General features: G+C 66.2%; 22 protein-coding genes. 20 read left to right on the top strand and 2 right to left on the bottom strand.

All coding sequences use genetic code 11. The annotated features are described in order from the left end of the window. Positions 1-236: 236 nt before the first annotated feature. Positions 237-854 (top strand): hypothetical protein, encoded by a 618-nt coding sequence (locus MRBLWO12_RS11015; RefSeq protein ID WP_363555381.1) that lies wholly within the window; start codon positions 237-239, stop codon positions 852-854. A gap of 171 nt (positions 855-1,025) precedes the next feature. Here the strand turns inward: MRBLWO12_RS11015 and MRBLWO12_RS11010 are convergent, their stop codons facing one another. After that, a complete protein-coding gene (locus tag MRBLWO12_RS11010; protein WP_363555379.1) occupies positions 1,026-1,514 on the bottom strand; it encodes a YajQ family cyclic di-GMP-binding protein in 489 nt (162 codons plus the stop codon). A 187-nt stretch (positions 1,515-1,701) separates the two neighbouring features. On the opposite strand from MRBLWO12_RS11010, the gene MRBLWO12_RS11005 reads away from it, so the two are divergent. The 3 genes from MRBLWO12_RS11005 (at position 1,702) to MRBLWO12_RS10995 (ending at position 5,472) form a co-directional block, all read left to right on the top strand. Then, complete coding sequence (locus tag MRBLWO12_RS11005; RefSeq protein ID WP_363555377.1) at positions 1,702-2,910, top strand: sugar ABC transporter substrate-binding protein; 1,209 nt, start codon at positions 1,702-1,704, stop codon at positions 2,908-2,910. Positions 2,911-2,980: 70 nt separating this feature from the next. Next, on the top strand, positions 2,981-4,585 hold the full coding sequence (malF, locus tag MRBLWO12_RS11000) for a maltose ABC transporter permease MalF (RefSeq protein ID WP_363555375.1): 1,605 nt from the start codon (positions 2,981-2,983) through the stop codon (positions 4,583-4,585). Continuing rightward, positions 4,585-5,472, top strand: coding sequence for a sugar ABC transporter permease (locus MRBLWO12_RS10995; protein ID WP_363555373.1), 888 nt, complete (start codon positions 4,585-4,587; stop codon positions 5,470-5,472). Before malF ends, MRBLWO12_RS10995 begins: the two co-directional genes overlap by 1 nt. Positions 5,473-5,482: 10 nt before the next feature. Here MRBLWO12_RS10995 and MRBLWO12_RS10990 read toward each other — a convergent pair whose 3' ends face one another. Then, on the bottom strand, positions 5,483-6,685 hold the full coding sequence (locus MRBLWO12_RS10990; RefSeq protein WP_363555371.1) for an ROK family transcriptional regulator: 1,203 nt from the start codon (positions 6,683-6,685) through the stop codon (positions 5,483-5,485). 204 nt (positions 6,686-6,889) lie between these two features. On the opposite strand from MRBLWO12_RS10990, the gene MRBLWO12_RS10985 reads away from it, so the two are divergent. From MRBLWO12_RS10985 to rplB, 16 genes are all read left to right on the top strand, one after another. Continuing rightward, on the top strand, positions 6,890-7,216 hold the full coding sequence (locus tag MRBLWO12_RS10985; RefSeq protein WP_170198028.1) for a PadR family transcriptional regulator: 327 nt from the start codon (positions 6,890-6,892) through the stop codon (positions 7,214-7,216). 2 nt (positions 7,217-7,218) lie between these two features. Further along, complete coding sequence (locus tag MRBLWO12_RS10980) at positions 7,219-7,875, top strand: HAAS signaling domain-containing protein (protein ID WP_363555369.1); 657 nt, start codon at positions 7,219-7,221, stop codon at positions 7,873-7,875. A 66-nt stretch (positions 7,876-7,941) separates the two neighbouring features. Next, positions 7,942-8,094 (top strand): hypothetical protein, encoded by a 153-nt coding sequence (locus MRBLWO12_RS10975; RefSeq protein WP_363555367.1) that lies wholly within the window; start codon positions 7,942-7,944, stop codon positions 8,092-8,094. Positions 8,095-8,209: 115 nt separating this feature from the next. Beyond that, entirely contained in the window at positions 8,210-9,184 is a 975-nt protein-coding gene (locus MRBLWO12_RS10970) for an ABC transporter (protein ID WP_363555365.1), read from the top strand. 119 nt (positions 9,185-9,303) lie between these two features. Beyond that, positions 9,304-9,684, top strand: coding sequence for a hypothetical protein (locus MRBLWO12_RS10965; RefSeq protein ID WP_363555363.1), 381 nt, complete (start codon positions 9,304-9,306; stop codon positions 9,682-9,684). Positions 9,685-9,744: 60 nt separating this feature from the next. After that, positions 9,745-10,392 carry a spermidine/putrescine ABC transporter substrate-binding protein gene (locus tag MRBLWO12_RS10960; RefSeq protein WP_363555361.1) on the top strand — a complete coding sequence of 216 codons (648 nt, stop codon included), beginning with the start codon at positions 9,745-9,747 and terminating at the stop codon, positions 10,390-10,392. Between the two features lie 225 nt (positions 10,393-10,617). Beyond that, complete coding sequence (rpsL, locus tag MRBLWO12_RS10955) at positions 10,618-10,986, top strand: 30S ribosomal protein S12 (RefSeq protein WP_017201609.1); 369 nt, start codon at positions 10,618-10,620, stop codon at positions 10,984-10,986. 5 nt (positions 10,987-10,991) lie between these two features. Then, positions 10,992-11,462 (top strand): 30S ribosomal protein S7, encoded by a 471-nt coding sequence (gene rpsG, locus MRBLWO12_RS10950; RefSeq protein ID WP_017201608.1) that lies wholly within the window; start codon positions 10,992-10,994, stop codon positions 11,460-11,462. A gap of 84 nt (positions 11,463-11,546) precedes the next feature. Further along, positions 11,547-13,661, top strand: coding sequence for an elongation factor G (fusA, locus tag MRBLWO12_RS10945; protein ID WP_363555359.1), 2,115 nt, complete (start codon positions 11,547-11,549; stop codon positions 13,659-13,661). Between the two features lie 149 nt (positions 13,662-13,810). Then, positions 13,811-15,001: an elongation factor Tu gene (gene tuf / locus MRBLWO12_RS10940; protein WP_045278755.1), complete on the top strand. Its 1,191-nt coding sequence runs from the start codon at positions 13,811-13,813 to the stop codon at positions 14,999-15,001. Positions 15,002-15,183: 182 nt separating this feature from the next. Beyond that, positions 15,184-15,396 (top strand): hypothetical protein, encoded by a 213-nt coding sequence (locus tag MRBLWO12_RS10935; protein ID WP_363555357.1) that lies wholly within the window; start codon positions 15,184-15,186, stop codon positions 15,394-15,396. 840 nt (positions 15,397-16,236) lie between these two features. Beyond that, positions 16,237-16,545 carry a 30S ribosomal protein S10 gene (gene rpsJ, locus MRBLWO12_RS10930; RefSeq protein WP_030147986.1) on the top strand — a complete coding sequence of 103 codons (309 nt, stop codon included), beginning with the start codon at positions 16,237-16,239 and terminating at the stop codon, positions 16,543-16,545. Between the two features lie 8 nt (positions 16,546-16,553). Next, positions 16,554-17,213 carry a 50S ribosomal protein L3 gene (gene rplC / locus MRBLWO12_RS10925; protein WP_363555355.1) on the top strand — a complete coding sequence of 220 codons (660 nt, stop codon included), beginning with the start codon at positions 16,554-16,556 and terminating at the stop codon, positions 17,211-17,213. A 2-nt stretch (positions 17,214-17,215) separates the two neighbouring features. After that, positions 17,216-17,878: a 50S ribosomal protein L4 gene (rplD, locus tag MRBLWO12_RS10920; protein ID WP_363555353.1), complete on the top strand. Its 663-nt coding sequence runs from the start codon at positions 17,216-17,218 to the stop codon at positions 17,876-17,878. After that, positions 17,875-18,198 (top strand): 50S ribosomal protein L23, encoded by a 324-nt coding sequence (rplW, locus tag MRBLWO12_RS10915; RefSeq protein ID WP_017829206.1) that lies wholly within the window; start codon positions 17,875-17,877, stop codon positions 18,196-18,198. Before rplD ends, rplW begins: the two co-directional genes overlap by 4 nt. Positions 18,199-18,218: 20 nt before the next feature. Next, positions 18,219-19,058: a 50S ribosomal protein L2 gene (rplB, locus tag MRBLWO12_RS10910; protein WP_141870961.1), complete on the top strand. Its 840-nt coding sequence runs from the start codon at positions 18,219-18,221 to the stop codon at positions 19,056-19,058. Positions 19,059-19,066 lie beyond the last annotated feature (8 nt).

The following is a 19,066-nucleotide window of genomic DNA, read 5'->3' as shown; positions in this document are numbered from 1 at the left end:
TCGGCCGCCTCCGGTTGCGGCCTCATACATTCTTGGTGATCTCAACCCGTATATCGGTATGCAATTCGGCGAAGAGGGAAGAAGCAGCGGGTGGCGTCACGAAATCCCCCAGTTCCGGGGTGGGCCGGGGAGGCTGAAACAGGTCGGGGCCGCGTCCCGACGCGCTGCTAGGCTGAGCGCGCTTCCGAAGCGATCCGACTTCGGCTCTGCTCAGATCGCATCGTGAAGGATGTTCCGTGCCCGAAGAATCTGTCGTCCCCGCTCGTTCTTCCCACCCCTCGCTTTCGCGCCGCACGGTCCTCACCGCTGGCGCCTGGTCGATTCCGGTGGTCGCGGCCGCTGTCGCCGTGCCTCTGCACGCGGCCAGCGAGGCGCTCGCGCTCGATGCGAGCGGCGTGGTGTGGAGTTTCCCTGATTCCACAGGCCCCCTGGTGAGCGGCAGCTCCGAGCTCGTGCTGAGCGGTCAGGTCGTCTTCTCGGTGCCCCCGGTGTCGGCGACGGACGTCACCGTGACCTTCACCTGGCAAGGTGTGGGCGCCAACGCCGGCGCTGACGGCATCTGGGTCTACGGAGGCAACAACGGCGGTCTCGACGGCTGGACCTTCGTGCTGGGAGCCCCGGATGACGGGCTCTACCCTGTCGTCGCCCTTCAGACCACTGCAGCCGCCGGTACCGCGCAGGTACCTGTCGTCTCTCGATACGACGGTGACACGACGAAGGCGATCATGTACGGCGAGGAGACGCCGGTCGGCGGTGGCGCCGAATATGACGGTGTCTACACCATCCGCTTCTCCGCGCCGGGGTACGCAGACGCCGTTCTCACGGTGCCCTACACTCGACCTCTCGTCGACTGAGCAGAGCCTTCTTCGCCTCCCGCTCGCTGATGCGTGCGGGAGGCGAAGTGCTGTCCGGGGCGGGAGCGGAGCCCTCGACGGTGCGGGTGTCGTTCAGCGCCGTGCCCGGTTAATGACCGTGAGGGAAGCCGCCGCCGATCGGATCCGAAGCCCGCAGCTCAGCGGGCAGCTCTACCGGTAGTTGATGAACTGCAGGTCGACGTCGAGGTCGGAGCCCTTGAGCAGGGCGATCACGGCCTGGAGGTCGTCGCGGCTCTTGGACTGCACACGCAGTTCATCGCCCTGGATCTGGCTCTTCACGCCCTTGGGGCCCTCGTCGCGGATGATCTTGTTGATCTTCTTCGCGTTCTCGGAGGAGATGCCGTCCTTGATCGTCGAGACGATCCGGAACTCCTTGCCGCTGGCGAAGGGGTCCCCCGACTCGAGGCTCTTCAGCGAGATGCTCCGCTTGATGAGCTTCGACTGGAAGACGTCGAGCACTGCCTTGGCGCGCTCCTCGGAGTTGGCGATGATCAGGATCTGCTCGCCGCTCCATGCGATCGATGCCCCGGTGCCCTTGAAGTCGTAGCGCTGCTCGATCTCCTTGCGGGCCTGGTTCAGGGCGTTCTCCGCCTCCTGGTGGTCGACTTTCGAGACGATGTCAAAGGAACTGTCAGCCATACAGGCAGTGTACCGAGCCTGACGAAGCGGTGCCTGTCTGGAAACGCTTTCATGCAACGATGCTGCGCCGATCCCCATCACAGCTTGATATCGAAGGAATCCTCCGTTGCGATTCCAGTCGATCTCGATGCATACTGTAAGCGCTTGCAGTATCGCAGGCCTTCAGCACTGAGAGAGGCACACACCAATGAAGGTGAACAAGAGGGGCATCGTCGCCGCAGGCGCCATCGCCATCGTTTCCACTCTGTCGCTTGCCGGCTGCTCCACCGGGACCAGCGGTGACGACACCTCCGACAGCGGCAGCGCCAGCACGCTGACCGTCTGGGTCGACGCCGAGCGCGTGGATGCGCTGCAGGGCGCAGCCGACTCCTACAAGGAGAAGACCGGCGTCAAGGTCGAGCTCGTCGGCAAGTCGGTCGACGACATGAAGGATGACTTCATCCAGCAGGTTCCGACCGGCAAGGGCCCCGACGTCGTCATGGGCGCCCACGACTGGCTGGGCGAGCTCTCGACCAACGGCGTCGTGGCGCCGATCGAGCTCGGCGACAGCTCCGCGGACTACCTGCCGGTGGCACTGCAGGCCGCCACCTACGACGGCACGGTCTACATGCTTCCGTACGCGGTCGAGAACATCGCGGTCCTGCGCAACGCCGACCTCGTCCCGAGCGCACCCACGAGCTTCGACGACATGGTGTCGAAGGGCACGTTCGTGGTCGAGCAGGGCGCAGAGGGCAACCCGTACCACCTGTACCCGTTCCAGACCGCTTTCGGTGCCCCCGTCTTCGGCACCGACGAGTCCGGCAGCTACGACTCCTCCGACCTCCAGCTGGGCAGCGAGGGCGGCTTCGCCTTCGCCGACTGGCTCGCCGCGCAGGGCGCAGCGGGCACGCTGAACACCGACATCGACGGTGAGATCGCCAAGCAGCAGTTCCTCGACGGCACCGCGGCATTCTGGCTGACCGGTCCGTGGAACGTCGGAGCAGCCGAGGACGCAGGCATCAATGTCGCGATCGATCCCGTTCCGAGCCCCACGGGTGAGACGGCGTCGCCGTTCGCCGGTGTGAAGGGCTTCTTCGTCAGCTCCGAATCCAAGAACAAGGTCGCGGCGAACGACTTCCTCGTGAACTACCTCGGCACCGAAGAGGTCCAGCTCGAGCTGTTCAAGGCGGGCAACGTGCTTCCCGCCCTCACCGCGGCGGCGGACTCCGCGGCATCCGACCCGATCATCGCCGGTTTCCAGGCCGTCGGTGCCGACGCGGTGCCGATGCCCGCGATCCCGGCCATGGGTGCGGTCTGGCAGTACTGGGGCGTGGCCGAGGCCGCGATCATCAACGGCGAGGACCCGACGTCGACGTGGCAGAAGCTCGTCGACGACGTGACCGCCGCGATCAAGTAACACCTCACGTACCGACCCTGCCGGGGCGGGCCTTCCGTGCCCGCCCCGGCAGAACCTTGACGAGGACGAGATGACAGACACCGTCGAGCCCACGGCTCCTCCGACCAAGCGCCAGCGACAGGCCGCGAAGATCGCCGAAGCGGCGTCAGGCCCGATCGGCTGGCTGCTGCTGAAGATCCTGCTGCTGGCCGTCGTCGACGCCATCGCGGTCTACGCGGCGTTCGTGCTGTACATGCACCAGGAGTGGCTGATCCTCGCCCTGGTGGTCGCGGTCACGGTCTTCGTCAACTACATCTACTTCTCCCGCCGGCGCGTGCCGGCGAAGTACCTCACGCCGGGCATCATCTTCCTGGTCGTGTTCCAGGTCTTCACCCTGCTGTACACGGGGTACATCGGCTTCACGAACTACGGGACGGGACACAACGGGTCCAAGGAGCAGGCCATCTCCTCGCTGCTGGCGTCTTCGCAGGAGCGCGTGGAGGATTCCCCGACCTACCCGGTGACGGTCGTCGAGCAGTTCGGCACTTACGGGCTGCTGGTGACCGATCCTGATTCCGGCGATGCGCTGCTGGGGACAGCCGAGCAGCCGCTGCAGCAGGTGCAGGCCGAGTTCGAGGGCGGCAAGGCGGTCGCGGTCGACGGCTGGACGACGCTCCCGCTCGCCACGGTCTTCACGCTCTCCGAGCAGCTCGAGAACCTCGCCGTGCCGTTCAGCGACGACCCCAACGACGGCAGCCTCCGCGCGCCGGACGGGCAGAGCGGATACCTGTACGTCTCGACGCTCGATTTCGATGCCGAAGCGGATGCGATCACCGACACCCGCACCGGAACGGTCTACACCGACACCGGCGCCGGTGCCTTCACGTCTGAAGACGGCGAGCAGCTCCTGCCCGGCTGGCAGGTCACGGTCGGCTTCGACAACTTCGTGCGCGCCGTGACCGATGAGACCATCCGCGGACCGCTGATCTCGGTGACGATCTGGACGTTCGTGTTCGCGATCATCTCGGTCGCGACCACGTTCTTCCTCGGTCTGCTCCTTGCCCTGGTGTTCAACAACACCCGGATGCGATTCCGCAACGGCTACCGGATCATCCTGATCCTCCCGTACGCGTTCCCGGCCTTCCTCTCCGCGCTGGTCTGGGCAGGAATGATGAATGAGAGCTTCGGATTCATCAACCAGGTCATCTTCGGGGGAGCGGACATCTCGTGGCTCACCGACCCCACGCTCGCGAAGGTCTCGATCCTCATCGTGAACCTGTGGCTCGGGTTCCCCTACATGTTCCTGGTCTGCATGGGAGCGCTGCAGGGCATCCCCGAGGACGTGAACGAGGCGGCCGTGATGGACGGTGCGAACCCCTGGCAGGTGTTCCGACGGATCAAGCTGCCCCTGCTGCTGGTGACGGTCGCGCCGCTGCTGATCTCGTCGTTCGCGTTCAACTTCAACAACTTCAACCTGATCTACATGCTGACCAACGGAGGCCCTCGCTTCAGCGATGTGTCGATCCCGGTCGGGCACACCGACATCCTGATCTCGATGGTCTACAAGGTGGCCTTCACCGGGCAGACGCGTGACTACGGTCTCGCCTCCGCGTTCACGATCCTGATCTTCATCGTGGTGGCGACGATCTCGATCATCAGCTTCCGCAAGACAAAGGCCCTCGAGGAGCTGAACTGATGAGCACCATCGACACCCCCGTGCGCCGACGCAGCTTCGGAGCCTGGTTCGCCGACACCGGATGGCGTCACGTCGTCGCCGTCGTGGTGAGCGCGTTCGCGCTGTTCCCGCTGCTCTACGTCGTCTCGGCATCGCTGAACCCGAAGGGCACGCTGACCGGGTCCAACCAGCTCTTCTCCGCGATCGGCATCGACAGCTACGTGCGCATCCTCACCGATCCGCAGAACCCCTACCTGCGCTGGTTCGGGAACACGCTCCTGATCGCGCTGGTGACCGGCGCGGTCACGGTCTTCATCGGCGCCTGCGCCGCATATGCGTTCTCGCGCATGCGGTTCGCCGGGCGTCGGGTGGGACTCGTGACGATCGTCGTCGTGCAGATGTTCCCGCAGCTCCTCGCCGTGGTCGCGATCTTCCTGCTGCTGTCGACGCTGGGGGACTGGTTCCCCGCGATCGGGCTGAACACGCACACCGGCCTGATCCTGGTCTACCTCGGTGGTGCGCTGGGCGTGAACACCTACCTGATGTACGGCTTCTTCAACACGATCCCGAAGGAGCTCGACGAGGCCGCGCGCATCGACGGCGCCGGTCACGCCCGCATCTTCTTCACGATCATCCTGCGCCTGGTCGCTCCGATCCTCGCGGTCGTCGGGCTGCTGTCGTTCATCGGCACGGTCAACGAGTACGTGATCGCGAGCGTCATCCTGATCGAGCCGGAGCAGCAGACGCTGGTTGTCGGTCTGACCAAGCTGGTCGCGAACCCGCGCTACGCGGACTGGTCGGCCTTCTCCGCGGGGGCGGTGATGGCAGCGATCCCGGTGATGATCCTGTTCCTGTTCCTGCAGAAGTACATCGTCGGCGGTCTCACGGCGGGTGCCACCAAGGGCTGATGCGGGAGGGTCAGCCGGCGGTCCTCTGTCCGCCGCTGACCGTCTCGAGCACCTGGTCCTGCACGCGACCCAGTGCGAGTCGGAGGCCGCCGTCGAGCACGGCGTTCTCCTCGAGGGTGGTCAGGAGCACGAGCGGGCGCGCCACGACGGCGGCGCGAAGCCCCGCCTCGACGCGGGAGCGGAGGCGCTCTCCTCCCGCCAGCGCGAGATCTCCCGCGAGCACGATGAGCTCGGGGTCGACGATCGCGATGACGGCGGTGAGGCCGAGCACCAGGCGTCGTGCGATCTCGTCGAGCGCACGGTCTGCGTTGTCGTCGTCGGATGCCGCCGCCGCGCGCAGGGCCTCGATCGGCGTGGCCTGAACGAATCCCTGTTCCGCGAGTATGCGGCCGAGCGCGGGACCTCCGGCCAGCGCCTGCATCCCGCCTGTTCCGAACTCGGGCGAGTCCTGGGGAGTGGGGGCGCCCGGTACGGGGAGGTCGGCGATCTCACCGGCTCCGCCCGTGAGGCCCCGGTGCACGCGGCCGCCGAACATCAGACCCATGCCGATGCCGTCCGAGATCCACAGCACGGCGACGCTGTCATGATCGGCGGCGACGCCATGCGCTCGTTCGGCGATCGCGGCGAGGTTCACGTCGTTCTCGATCATCACCGGCAGCCGGAGCCGCTCCGTGAGGGCGGCGGTGAGGGAATCGCCCTGCCATCCGGGCAGGTGCGCGGCAAAGCGAAGCCGGTCGGACGCGGGGTCGATGGCCCCCTGCACGCCGATCACCACGAGGTGCAGTGCCGACAGCGGAATGCCGGCCTGTGCGCAGGCACCGGAGAGCGCGTCGTGCACCCGTTCGACCGCATCGGTGTCGTCGCTCGCCGGAGTCGCCAGCACGTACTCGCCGACACGGGTGCCGATCAGGTCGACGACCGCCGTCGCGATCCGTTCCGGCGTCACGTCGATGGCGGCCGTGTACGCGGCGCTCGCGTTCACGCGGAACATCTCGGCAGCCCGCCCGACCGTCCCGTCATCGCGGTTCCCGTCGCTCAGCACCAGTCCGTCGTCGCGAAGCTGCGCGAGCAGGTGTGAGGCTGTCGGCTTCGACACGAGGAGGCGTGCGGCGATGTCCGGCCGGCTCTGCGGCCCCTCGTCGAGCAGCAGCCGCAGCGCCGCGCGCGCGTTGATGGCGCGGACGACGCTGGTACCTGTCGGGGGAGTGGGCACGGGGTCCTCACGATCGTGGGCGGTGCTCCGAATGCTACCGAAGCGACAGTCGTCGACCGCGTCGGCATCGCCGCGTGGCGTCGCTCGTGGTCTCACCGGAGTGCGCGACGCCGGGTGGTCGAGCACTGCGGGGTCATGAGCGCCCGGCCGTTGCGCTGGTGCGCGCGATGGCAGTAACGTGCCTCGCATGCTACCTTGTCATGCATGACAGCTGATATCGGAGCGCAGATGCGCAAGGGAGTGGTCGAGTACTGCGTGCTCGGGCTGCTCTCGCGCGAACCGATGTACGGCTGGCAGCTGGCCGACGCGCTCACGCATGCGGGGCTGATCGCCAGCATCGGCACGCTCTATCCGTTGCTGGGGAGGCTGAGGGACAACGGCTGGGTCAGCACGTTCGATCTCCCCTCGGAGAGCGGGCCGGTGCGCAAGTACTATCGGCTCACGGACGCCGGAATCGAGCAGCTCGCCCGGTTCCGCGCGCAGTGGGCCCCGTTCGCCCGTGTCGTCACGGGCATCGTCGGAGAGGGATGAGCATGACCGAGACCACTGCTGAGGATCTGCGCGAGGACTACCTCGCCCGACTCGACGAGGCCATGCGCGGACTTCCGCACGGCGTCGCCGCTGACATCCGCGGTGGCATCGCCGAGGAGCTGCAGGGCCTGGATGCCTCCTCGGTGGCAGCGCGGATCGCACAGCTGGGCGACCCTGTCGCGATCGCCCGCGAGGCGCAGGACGAGACACCCGCCGCCCCTCCCTTCGTCGTCGCCGCGCCGATTCCCGCCCCGGAAGCGCCTCGCCCGCCGACCACGTCGACCCGCGGCTTCGCGCTCACAGCGGCGCTGACGTTGAGCTTCGGCGGGATCGTCGTGCCCGTCGTCGGCTGGTTCGTCGGCGCAGTGCTGGTGGTCCTGAGCCCGCTGTGGAGGACGTGGGAGAAGGTCGTGGCGATCGTGGTGCCCTTCAGCGTGTTCCTCCTCACGGCCATCCTCATCACGACGATGCAGGGGTTCTCCGTCGCCACCGCCACCGGCAGCTCCTCCGGCACGGGGACGCCCCCGCCGATCGCGAATCCGCTGCTGCCCGCCTGGTACGACTTCATCTGGTTCGGAGTGATCGCGCTCGGATTCGTGCTCATCCCGGCGTCCGGCCTCTGGTTGCTCTGGCGACTGCGCGGGCGCGCGGTGCGCTGACGCCGTGACGCGCGCGCCTCGGCGTTGCGCGCGCGACACGCATGCGCGTCATCGTACGGTGGGGGCATGGCACGGGTCGCGGGGCGCAATCTGACGCTGAGCTGGATCGCCGGTGTGTTCTGCACCGGTGTGATCCTCGCTCTGCTCTGGTTCTCGCTCCCGATGCTTCCCCTGCTCGCCGAGTTCGCCGGTGCGGCGCTGCGGAACACATTGCCCTGACTCTCCCTGCCTCTCGCGAGCCGAGCGTCTGGGCGACACGTCGGCACGCCTCCCTGAGCGCCCGCGCACCCGGCGGTACCCTCGCAATGCAGACATCCGATGAGAGGCGCACCCCATGAGTGACCCCGACGTTCCCCAGCCCGAGAAGCCGGCAGACGTCGACGACGTCGTCGGCAGCGCGAACGCCGGCCTGGACGCTGCGGCCGCAGCGGGCGCCGACGTCCCCGGCGCCGTTCCGGAATCCGTCGACGAGAAGGTCGTCGACCCCGATCTCGCCGCCTTCGAGGAGGCCGAGAGGTCCTATCCCGGCACTTTCGCGCCGCCCGCCGCGGCCGCCGCCGCTCCGCCGCCCGTCGTCAGCACCGAGACCGATGCCGACGCGACCGCCGTCTTCGCCGCCCCGGTCTCCTACGCCGAGGAGCCGTCGGTGGCAGACGCCGCCTACGCTCCCGCGTACAACTCCGCTGAGACGCAGATCGTCCCCTCGGAGCCCCTGCTCGTCGCCGCGGCATCCCCGCAGCTCCCGCAGCCGATCTTCGTGCAGGCGCCGGAACCGCCGCGCGACCGCGGCAACCGGGGTACCGCGGGCGCGATCGGCCTGCTCGCCACCCTCGTCTTCGCGGTGCTGTACCTCGGTACGACGCTGGGCCTCGGTGCCCTCGCGGGAGATGTGACCGGAGAGAACATCGGTCAGTCCGCGCTCGCGCCGCTCGCGACCTGGGGGTTCTGGACGCCCGTCGTCGTCTTCTTCGTCGGCTTCTGGCTCTTGGGCGCGATCATCAACCGCGGCCGCTGGGGCCTGTGGGTCGTGTTCGGCATCATCGTGGGCGCCATCGCCTACGGCGGGCACATCCTCGGCCAGATCTTCGAGGCGGGCATCCTCACGCTCACCCCGTCCGCCGCATCCGAACTCGTCGGCGAGCAGCTGCTCGCCCCCCTCGCGATCGCAGCCTTCATCTTCGCCCGCGAGCTCACCATCTGGTTCGGTGCCTGGGTCGCCCGTAGCGGCGCACGCAAGACCGAGCTGAACGCCGAGGCGCAGCGCGAGTACGAGCGCACGCTCGAGGCCGGCCCGACGCTGGCGAGATAATCACGAACGCCACCACGCCGAACCCCCGCGGACCCGAGTCCGCGGGGGTTTCGGCTGTCCTGGCGCTGGTCCTCGCGACCACGGGATTCTTCGCGCTCGCGGTGTTCGGGCTCGGTGCGGTGAGTGTGGCGACCGACACCGACATCATCTCCGTCCCCGGCCTCGGCCAGGGACCTGGCGTGACCGGGATGCTGATCGCCCTCATGGTGTTCGCCGTGATGCTGGGGCTCACGCTGCGTCGGCCGCACCCCGCGTACGTCGCCTCCCTCGCGATCTCGCTGTCCACGGCTCTCGGGCATCTGGTCGGCGTCTGGACTGCGGTCCTCATCGGCACTGGCGGGCTGGTCACTGCGACCGCGGTGGCCGGCGATCTGGTCCGCGGCGGCCCCAGCGTGGCCTTGATCGTCGCTGCCGCGATCGCGGCCTGGTCGGGCATTGCGCTGCGGCGCACCCGGTCTGCGCGGCCGCGCTGGCGCTGGGAGCGCGATGAAGAGGAGTGACGCCCCGCCGTCACCGCAGAAATAGGCGCGCCGGCGGCGTCAGCGCCGTACGCTGTCGTTGTGGAGCGTTCATTGGAGGCGCAGGTCGACCAGGCCGTCGAGTCCTGGTTGCGCTGGGTGCCGCGCTGGGAGCCGGCCACCCACCGCGGGCGCGTCGCTCCGTGCCGCCGCTGCCTCGGCTCGCCGATCCTCTCCGCCGCCGGGATCGGGGCCGATGTCCCGCACGGCGTGCAGCACGGGCTTTCGACCAGGATCAAGACGATCGTGGATCACGCGGTCGCCGAGTACACCGCGCGGAACCTGCCGACACTGCAGCGCGAGCTCGATCAGCAGGCCGCGCGCAACCGTGCCCGCGCGTACCGGCCGAACGAGAATCTCGATCCCGAGTTCGACGGTCTCCCGCTCGATCCGGAACCCGTCGCGGGAGCTCCCTTCCTGTTCACGATCGCGGGGCTCGCTGACGACGCCTCGGCGGAACTCCCGCCGCTGCCTCCGCTGTCCGACGAGGCCAAGGCTGCGCTGCGCCAGGAGGTCGGCCTCGCCGACGAGTACGCGAACATGGTGGGGCGCGAGGTCTGCGGGCTGCTGCTGCGGCACCGACTCTCCATCCAGGCGGCGATCTCCCAGCACGTCGAGCCGCAGATCGAAGCACTCCTGGCCGAGCTGACGCAGTCACTCGACTCGCCGTTCGACCCCGACATGCCCTGACCCGCGGTGCGGGCGGTGCCCGCTCCCATTTGACCGTCACGTTACGCGCCATTACACTTGATCAGGTGTGTGCACGTCTTGACGTGTGCGCTGGGCGTCGGCACCTTGCCGGTCCGCCTCCACGGCATACCCACCACACCACAAAGCGCGTCGATTCCGGCGTGCCGGTGGGTCATGATGTGAAACCCATCACGCTGTCACCGTGCAGCACTATGAGGAGAGAACGTGCCAACCATTCAGCAGTTGGTTCGCAAGGGTCGCTCGCCCAAGGTCACCAAGACCAAGGCGCCCGCCCTGAAGTCGAACCCGCAGCAGGCCGGGGTCTGCACCCGCGTCTACACCACCACCCCGAAGAAGCCGAACTCGGCGATGCGCAAGGTCGCTCGTGTGAAGCTCCGCAACGGCACCGAGGTCACCGCGTACATCCCCGGTGAGGGCCACAACCTGCAGGAGCACTCCCTGGTGCTCGTCCGTGGCGGTCGTGTCAAGGACCTCCCCGGTGTGCGTTACAAGATCGTCCGTGGCGCCCTGGACACCCAGGCTGTCAAGAACCGTAAGCAGGCTCGTTCCCGCTACGGCGCGAAGAAGGGTTGAGTTAGATGCCTCGTAAGGGTCCCGCCCCTAAGCGCCCCGTCGTCAACGACCCGGTATACGGCGCTCCGATCGTCACCTCGCTGGTGAACAAGATCCTCGTCGACGGCAAGAAGTCGCTGGCCGAGTCGATCGTCTACGGCGCCCTCCGCGGCGTCGAGGCGAAGAACGGTCAGGATGCCGTCGCCACCCTCAAGAAGGCGCTCGACAACGTGCGCCCGACCCTCGAGGTCCGCAGCCGCCGCGTCGGTGGCTCGACCTACCAGGTTCCGGTCGAGGTCAAGCCGCACCGCGCGAACACCCTCGCGCTGCGCTGGCTCGTGAGCTACGCCAAGGGTCGTCGTGAGAAGACGATGACCGAGCGTCTCCAGAACGAGATCCTGGACGCGTCGAACGGCCTGGGTGCCGCGGTCAAGCGCCGTGAAGACACTCACAAGATGGCCGAGTCGAACCGCGCGTTCGCTCACTACCGCTGGTAAACAGCTTCGCCCGTCCCCGGCCACTCGTCGGGGGCGGGCACCCACTCTTCGCAGTACGACTGCTCGACAGATAAGGACACTCCTGTGGCACAAGACGTGCTCACCGACCTGAGCAAGGTCCGCAACATCGGCATCATGGCGCACATCGATGCCGGCAAGACCACGACGACCGAGCGCATCCTGTTCTACACGGGCGTCAACCACAAGCTCGGCGAGACGCACGATGGCGCCTCGACCACCGACTGGATGGAACAGGAGAAGGAGCGCGGCATCACGATCACGTCTGCCGCCGTGACCTGCTACTGGAATAAGAACCAGATCAACATCATCGACACCCCCGGTCACGTGGACTTCACGGTCGAGGTGGAGCGCTCGCTCCGCGTCCTCGACGGTGCTGTCGCCGTGTTCGACGGCAAGGAGGGCGTCGAGCCCCAGTCCGAGACCGTGTGGCGTCAGGCTGACAAGTACAACGTCCCCCGCATCTGCTTCGTCAACAAGATGGACAAGCTCGGCGCGGACTTCTACTTCACGGTCGACACGATCATCAACCGCCTCGGTGCCAAGCCGCTGGTCATCCAGCTGCCGATCGGTGCGGAGAACGACTTCCTCGGTGTGATCGACCTCGTCGAGATGCGTGCACTCGTCTGGGCCGGAGACTCCAAGGGTGACGTCACCATGGGCGCCTCCTACGAGGTCCAGGAGATCCCGGCCGACCTCAAGGAGAAGGCTGACGAGTACCGTCAGGCTCTCCTCGAGACCGTCGCCGAGACCGACGACGCTCTGCTCGAGAAGTTCTTCGGTGGCGAGGAGCTCACCGTCGCCGAGATCAAGGGCGCGATCCGCAAGCTGACCGTCGCCTCCGAGATCTACCCGGTGCTGTGCGGCTCCGCGTTCAAGAACCGCGGCGTCCAGCCGATGCTCGACGCGGTCGTCGACTACCTGCCGAACCCGCTCGACGTGGGTTCCATCGAGGCGCACGACCCCAAGGACTACGACACGATCATCGAGCGTCACCCCGACGCCAACGACCCGTTCGCAGCCCTCGCGTTCAAGGTCGCGGTGCACCCGTTCTTCGGTCGCCTCACCTACGTGCGCGTCTACTCGGGTCACCTCGAGTCCGGCTCCGCGGTCATCAACTCGACCAAGGGCAAGAAGGAGCGCATCGGGAAGATCTTCCAGATGCACGCCAACAAGGAGATCCCGGTCCCCTCGGTCACCGCAGGAAACATCTACGCGGTCATCGGTCTGAAGGACACGACCACGGGTGACACCCTCACCGACCCCGCAGCACCGGTCGTCCTCGAGTCGATGACGTTCCCGGAGCCGGTCATCGAGGTCGCCATCGAGCCGAAGACCAAGGCCGACCAGGAGAAGCTGGGTGTCGCCATCCAGAAGCTCGCTGAAGAGGACCCGACCTTCCGCACGGAGCTCAACCCCGAGACCGGTCAGACGACCATCAAGGGAATGGGCGAGCTGCACCTCGACATCCTCGTCGACCGCATGAAGCGCGAGTTCAACGTCGAGGCGAACGTCGGAAAGCCCCAGGTCGCGTACCGCGAGACGATCAAGAAGGCCGTCGAGAAGTACGACTACACCCACAAGAAGCAGACGGGTGGATCGGGTCAGTTCGCCAAGATCCAGTTCAACATCGAGCCTCTCGACCTCGACGGCGACAAGACCTACGAGTTCGTGAACGCCGTCACCGGTGGTCGCATCCCTCGTGAGTACATCGGATCGATCGATGCCGGTTTCCAGGACGGGATGAACGTCGGCGTGCTCGCCGGCTACCCGATCGTCGGTGTGAAGGCCACCATCGTCGATGGTGCCGCTCACGACGTCGACTCCTCGGAGATGGCGTTCAAGATCGCCGGATCGATGGGCTTCAAGGAAGCTCTTCGTCGGGCGAACCCCGTGCTCCTCGAGCCGCTGATGGCGGTCGAGGTGCGTACTCCCGAGGAGTACATGGGTGACGTCATCGGTGACCTGAACTCGCGTCGCGGTCAGATCCAGTCGATGGAGGACGCCGCTGGCGTCAAGGTCGTCCGTGCACATGTCCCGCTGTCCGAAATGTTCGGCTACATCGGCGACCTGCGCTCGAAGACCTCGGGTCGCGCCGTCTACTCGATGGAGTTCCACAGCTATGCTGAGGTTCCCCGCGCGGTGGCCGACGAGATCGTCCAGAAGAACCAGGGCGAGTAATCGTCTTTCTGAGAGCCGGGTTACGGCCCGGCTCTCAGGTCCCCTACAACTTCACATTCCCTCTCTACTAAACTGAGATTCACACCCGTAGAGAACCGGTCGCAAACCAGTGCCCGGCAACCTCTACATGACGTCCTGAGGAGGACCCAGTGGCTAAGGCCAAGTTCGAGCGGACCAAGCCGCACGTCAACATCGGAACCATCGGTCACGTTGACCACGGCAAGACCACGCTCTCCGCAGCGATCTCGAAGGTGCTTGCTGACAAGTTCCCGTCTGACACCAACGTGCAGCGCGACTTCGCTTCCATCGACTCGGCGCCGGAAGAGCGCCAGCGTGGTATCACCATCAACATCTCGCACATCGAGTACGAGACCCCGAAGCGCCACTACGCGCACGTTGACGCTCCCGGCCACGCCGACTACGTCAAGAACATGATCACCGGTGCGGCTCAGATGGACGGCGCGATCCTCGTGGTCGCCGCCACCGACGGCCCGATGGCTCAGACGCGTGAGCACGTGCTGCTCGCCAAGCAGGTCGGCGTGCCGTACCTGCTGGTCGCGCTGAACAAGTCCGACATGGTCGACGACGAGGAGATCCTGGAGCTCGTCGAGCTCGAGGTCTCCGAGCTGCTCGCCTCGCAGGGCTTCGCTGAGGACGCTCCTGTCGTCCGCGTCTCCGCTCTCAAGGCCCTCGAGGGCGACGAGAAGTGGACGCAGTCGATCCTCGACCTCATGGAGGCCGTGGACAACAACGTTCCCGACCCCGTGCGCGACAAGGACAAGCCGTTCCTGATGCCCGTCGAGGACGTCTTCACGATCACCGGTCGTGGAACCGTCGTCACCGGCCGCGCCGAGCGTGGCACGCTGGCCATCAACTCCGAGGTCGAGATCGTCGGACTGCGTCCGACCGTCAAGACCACGGTCACGGGTATCGAGATGTTCCACAAGCAGCTCGACGAGGCATGGGCCGGCGAGAACTGCGGTCTCCTGCTCCGTGGCACGAAGCGCGAGGACGTCGAGCGCGGTCAGGTCATCGTCAAGCCGGGTTCGGTCACGCCGCACACCGACTTCGCTGGCACCGCGTACATCCTGTCCAAGGATGAGGGTGGGCGTCACAACCCGTTCTACACGAACTACCGCCCGCAGTTCTACTTCCGCACCACCGACGTCACCGGCGTCATCACGCTGCCCGAGGGCACCGAGATGGTCATGCCCGGCGACACCACCGACGTGACGGTCGAGCTGATCCAGCCGATCGCCATGGAAGAGGGCCTCGGCTTCGCCATCCGTGAGGGTGGACGCACCGTGGGCGCCGGTACGGTCACGAAGATCATCAAGTAAGCAGCTGCTTTCTCGCAGTGGGGTCGGACCTTCGGGTCCGGCCCTTCTGTCGTTAACGCACGTTCTGCGGGGACTTCTGCGGTATCAATCACGTCTGAGGGTTCCGTTCGCCAGCGCAGACCTGCACAATGAGGGTGATCGACCGCACCGGTCGTCAGCACACACCTCTGAAGGGGAACACCATGGGTATCGAGGACGCCGTCAACAAGGGCAAGGATCTCTTCGAGCAGAACAAGGACAAGATCGCCGAGGCCGTCAAGAGCGACCAGGCCGAGGACATCAGCGACAAGGTGCTCGATGGCGTCGCCGACTTCGCCAAGAAGATCGCTCCGGGTGCGGCGGACAAGATCGACGAGATCCGCGACGGCGCCGACAAGGCCGTCGGCAACGAGTAGGCGCACGACAGCGCGTCACAGAAGCGGCGATCCACTGCGGTGGGTCGCCGTTTCGGCATTCTTGCAGGAGAATCGTGGCTCGGGATGCTCGCATCCGGGATGTCGAACCCGTAGACTGTGTTGAGTCGCCTGGGGATCTTGCGACCTGGTACTTCGAAGGGGTTCGAAGTATCGAAGCTGCACGGCTGTGGCCGTGCTCACAACTGGGGAATTGATTTTGGGGATCATCGTGCGTTGCGCGCCGTCTGTGCGCCGCCGTTCCGTCCCGCTTGCGCGGCGGGTCCTCCGTCGCGCCCTCGAACGAGGATCCTGGCGTCCCTTCACGCCGGATTCCTCGCGTTCGGTGTGCCCCCTCGCACTGAACGCCCTCCCCAAGCGGGGCGAGGCATGGGGATGCCTCGCCCCGCTATCTCCTGCAGTCTGACGCGCTTCCTGCGCCCCTTCCCGGACGCGGATCCGGAGCGCGACACGCCCGGGTTTGCGCAAGTGAAATCAGGCATGGCAGAATAGACAGGTTCGACATTTCGGCGCGCTGTGCGTTGCCGGATCACTACCAGGGCAGTGCATAGGCGGCTTCTCCTCCGGGAGAGTGCAGGGTTCTAGGCCGCGGGTAGCAGAACACAACCCCCGACACCTTCATGATGAGGGCTCCGCCATGTGCGGCAGACGTCGGCATCCCGGTCGCTGAGAGGTGTCCGGGCTGACAGAAGAACAGTGGTGCAGCAGATCGACTCGCGAGAGCCGTTCGAGTGCCGAGGCGCGAACAGCGCCGACGTGCGTCCAATGCCCCTGGGTCACCCGGCCCAGGTCGGTAAGACGCTTAAAGAGAGTGAGCAGACAATGGCGGGACAGAAAATCCGCATTCGCCTGAAGTCGTATGACCACGAGGTCATCGACTCGTCGGCACGCAAGATCGTCGACACCGTGACCCGTGCGGGCGCGACCGTCGTCGGCCCCGTGCCGCTTCCGACCGAGAAGAACGTCGTGTGCGTCATCCGGTCGCCCCACAAGTACAAGGACAGCCGCGAGCACTTCGAGATGCGCACCCACAAGCGTCTGATCGACATCGTCGACCCGACGCCCAAGGCCGTCGACTCGCTGATGCGTCTCGACCTCCCGGCCGATGTCAACATCGAGATCAAGCTCTGAGGTTCGACATGGCTGACATCAACGCAAAGATTTCCAAGGGCATGCTGGGCACGAAGCTCGGTATGACCCAGGTGTGGAACGAGAGCGGCAAGCTCATCCCCGTCACCGTCATCGAACTCGCACCCAACGTGGTGACTCAGGTTCGTACCCCCGAGAAGGACGGCTACAACGCCGTGCAGATCGCGTACGGCCAGATCGACCCGCGCAAGGTGAACAAGCCCCTCACGGCTCACTTCGAGGCAGCCGGCGTCACGCCGCGTCGCCACGTGACCGAGATCCGCACCGCGGATGCTGCTGACTACTCACTCGGTCAGGAGCTCACGGTCGACGGCACGTTCGAAGCCGGTCAGCTCGTCGACGTCGTCGGCACGAGCAAGGGCAAGGGCTTCGCCGGTGTCATGAAGCGTCACAACTTCAAGGGCGTCTCGGCATCGCACGGTTCGCACCGCAACCACCGCAAGCCCGGCTCCATCGGCGCATCGTCGACCCCGAGCCGCGTCTTCAAGGGCATGCGCATGGCCGGCCGTATGGGTGGCGAGCGCGTGACCGTCCTCAACCTCACGGTGCACGCCGTCGACATCGAGAAGGGTCTGCTGCTCGTCAAGGGCGCCGTCCCCGGTGCTCGTGGCCGCATCGTCTATGTCCGCAACGCAGTGAAGGGTGCCTGAACATGGCTGACTCCACTCTCGCGCTCGACGTCCTCAAGGCAGACGGCAAGAAGGCAGGCTCGATCGAGCTTCCCGCCGCGCTGTTCGACGCCAAGACGAACATCCCGCTCATCCACCAGGTCGTCGTCGCGCAGCTCGCGGCGGCACGCCAGGGCACGCACTCGACCAAGCGTCGTGGCGAGGTCTCCGGTGCCGGCCGCAAGCCCTTCAAGCAGAAGGGCACGGGTAACGCCCGTCAGGGTTCCATCCGCGCGCCGCACATGACCGGTGGTGGCATCGTCCACGGACCGAAGCCGCGTGACTACTCGCAGCGCACCCCCAAGAAGATGATCGCCGCCGCCCTCCTGGGTGCGCTCAGCGACCGCTTCCGTGGTGACCGCATCCACGCCATCGAGTCCTTCGGGATCGACGGCACGCCTTCGACCAAGTCCGCGGTGAGCTTCCTCACCAACGTCGTCTCGTCGAAGAACGTGCTCGTCGTCATCGAGCGCAACGACGACGTGACGCTGAAGAGCATCCGCAACCTGTCGAACCTGCACGTGCTGACGTTCGACCAGCTCAACGCCTACGACGTGCTCGTCTCCGACGACATCGTCTTCACCCAGGCCGCGCTCGAGGGCTTCATCGCCTCGAAGTCCGGCGCCAACCAGGAGGTCTCCGCATGAGCGAGCAGGCATCTGTTCTCCAGACGGCCCTGAACAAGGACCCGCGCGACATCATCCTGAAGCCGGTCGTGTCCGAGAAGAGCTACGGTCTCATCGATGAGGGTAAGTACACCTTCCTCGTCGACCCGCGCGCTTCGAAGACCGAGATCAAGCTCGCCATCGAGAAGATCTTCGGCGTCAAGGTCGCTGGGGTCAACACCCTCAACCGCGTCGGCAAGGCTCGTCGCACCCGCTTCGGAACCGGCAAGCGCAAGGACACCAAGCGCGCCATCGTCACCCTGAAGTCGGGCACCATCGACATCTTCACGGCAATCGGCTGATCCGGGGGATAAGGACAATAATGGCTATTCGCAAGTACAAGCCCACGACCCCGGGCCGTCGCGGCTCGTCGGTGGCTGACTTCGCCGAGATCACTCGATCGACGCCGGAGAAGTCGCTGCTGCGCCCGCTCTCGAAGACCGGTGGTCGTAACAACCAGGGCCGCATCACGACCCGTCACATCGGTGGTGGCCACAAGCGCCAGTACCGCGTCATCGACTTCCGTCGCAATGACAAGGACGGCGTCAACGCCAAGGTCGCTCACATCGAGTACGACCCCAACCGCACCGCACGCATCGCGCTGCTGCACTACTTCGACGGCGAGAAGCGCTACATCATCGCGCCGAACAAGCTGAAGCAGGGCGACATCGTCGAGTCGGGCGCCGGGGCTGACATCAAGCCGGGCAACAACCTCCCGCTGAAGAACATCCCGACGGGTACCGTCATCCACGCAATCGAGCTCCGCCCCGGTGGCGGCGCGAAGATGGCACGTTCGGCCGGAGTCTCCGTCCGTCTCGTCGCCAAGGATGGCCCCTACGCCCAGCTGCGTCTGCCCTCGGGCGAGATCCGCAACGTCGATGCGCGCTGCCGCGCGACCATCGGCGAGGTCGGCAACGCCGAGCAGTCGAACATCAACTGGGGTAAGGCCGGCCGCATGCGCTGGAAGGGCGTCCGCCCGACCGTCCGTGGTGTCGCGATGAACCCGGTCGACCACCCGCACGGTGGTGGTGAGGGTAAGACCTCCGGTGGTCGTCACCCCGTCTCCCCCTGGGGCCAGGCTGAGGGGCGTACCCGTCACGCCAACAAGGAAAGCGACAAGTACATCGTGCGTCGTCGTAACGCCGGCAAGAAGCGTAAGTAGGAGTAAGA

The organism is Microbacterium sp. LWO12-1.2 (genome assembly GCF_040675875.1).
GTDB lineage: Bacteria > Actinomycetota > Actinomycetes > Actinomycetales > Microbacteriaceae > Microbacterium.
This window is presented reverse-complemented; position numbering and strand designations above follow the sequence as displayed.

Bases quoted from the DNA above. Each gene is read 5' to 3' on its own strand.
- MRBLWO12_RS11010 (WP_363555379.1), bottom strand. From the start codon at position 1,514: ATGGCTGACAGTTCCTTTGACATCGTCTCGAAAGTCGACCACCAGGAG.
- MRBLWO12_RS11005 (WP_363555377.1), top strand. From the start codon at position 1,702: ATGAAGGTGAACAAGAGGGGCATCGTCGCCGCAGGCGCCATCGCCATC.
- malF (WP_363555375.1), top strand. From the start codon at position 2,981: ATGACAGACACCGTCGAGCCCACGGCTCCTCCGACCAAGCGCCAGCGA.
- MRBLWO12_RS10995 (WP_363555373.1), top strand. From the start codon at position 4,585: ATGAGCACCATCGACACCCCCGTGCGCCGACGCAGCTTCGGAGCCTGG.
- MRBLWO12_RS10985 (WP_170198028.1), top strand. From the start codon at position 6,890: ATGACAGCTGATATCGGAGCGCAGATGCGCAAGGGAGTGGTCGAGTAC.
- MRBLWO12_RS10980 (WP_363555369.1), top strand. From the start codon at position 7,219: ATGACCGAGACCACTGCTGAGGATCTGCGCGAGGACTACCTCGCCCGA.
- MRBLWO12_RS10975 (WP_363555367.1), top strand. From the start codon at position 7,942: ATGGCACGGGTCGCGGGGCGCAATCTGACGCTGAGCTGGATCGCCGGT.
- MRBLWO12_RS10970 (WP_363555365.1), top strand. From the start codon at position 8,210: ATGAGTGACCCCGACGTTCCCCAGCCCGAGAAGCCGGCAGACGTCGAC.
- rpsG (WP_017201608.1), top strand. From the start codon at position 10,992: ATGCCTCGTAAGGGTCCCGCCCCTAAGCGCCCCGTCGTCAACGACCCG.
- MRBLWO12_RS10935 (WP_363555357.1), top strand. From the start codon at position 15,184: ATGGGTATCGAGGACGCCGTCAACAAGGGCAAGGATCTCTTCGAGCAG.
- rpsJ (WP_030147986.1), top strand. From the start codon at position 16,237: ATGGCGGGACAGAAAATCCGCATTCGCCTGAAGTCGTATGACCACGAG.
- rplC (WP_363555355.1), top strand. From the start codon at position 16,554: ATGGCTGACATCAACGCAAAGATTTCCAAGGGCATGCTGGGCACGAAG.
- rplD (WP_363555353.1), top strand. From the start codon at position 17,216: ATGGCTGACTCCACTCTCGCGCTCGACGTCCTCAAGGCAGACGGCAAG.
- rplW (WP_017829206.1), top strand. From the start codon at position 17,875: ATGAGCGAGCAGGCATCTGTTCTCCAGACGGCCCTGAACAAGGACCCG.
- rplB (WP_141870961.1), top strand. From the start codon at position 18,219: ATGGCTATTCGCAAGTACAAGCCCACGACCCCGGGCCGTCGCGGCTCG.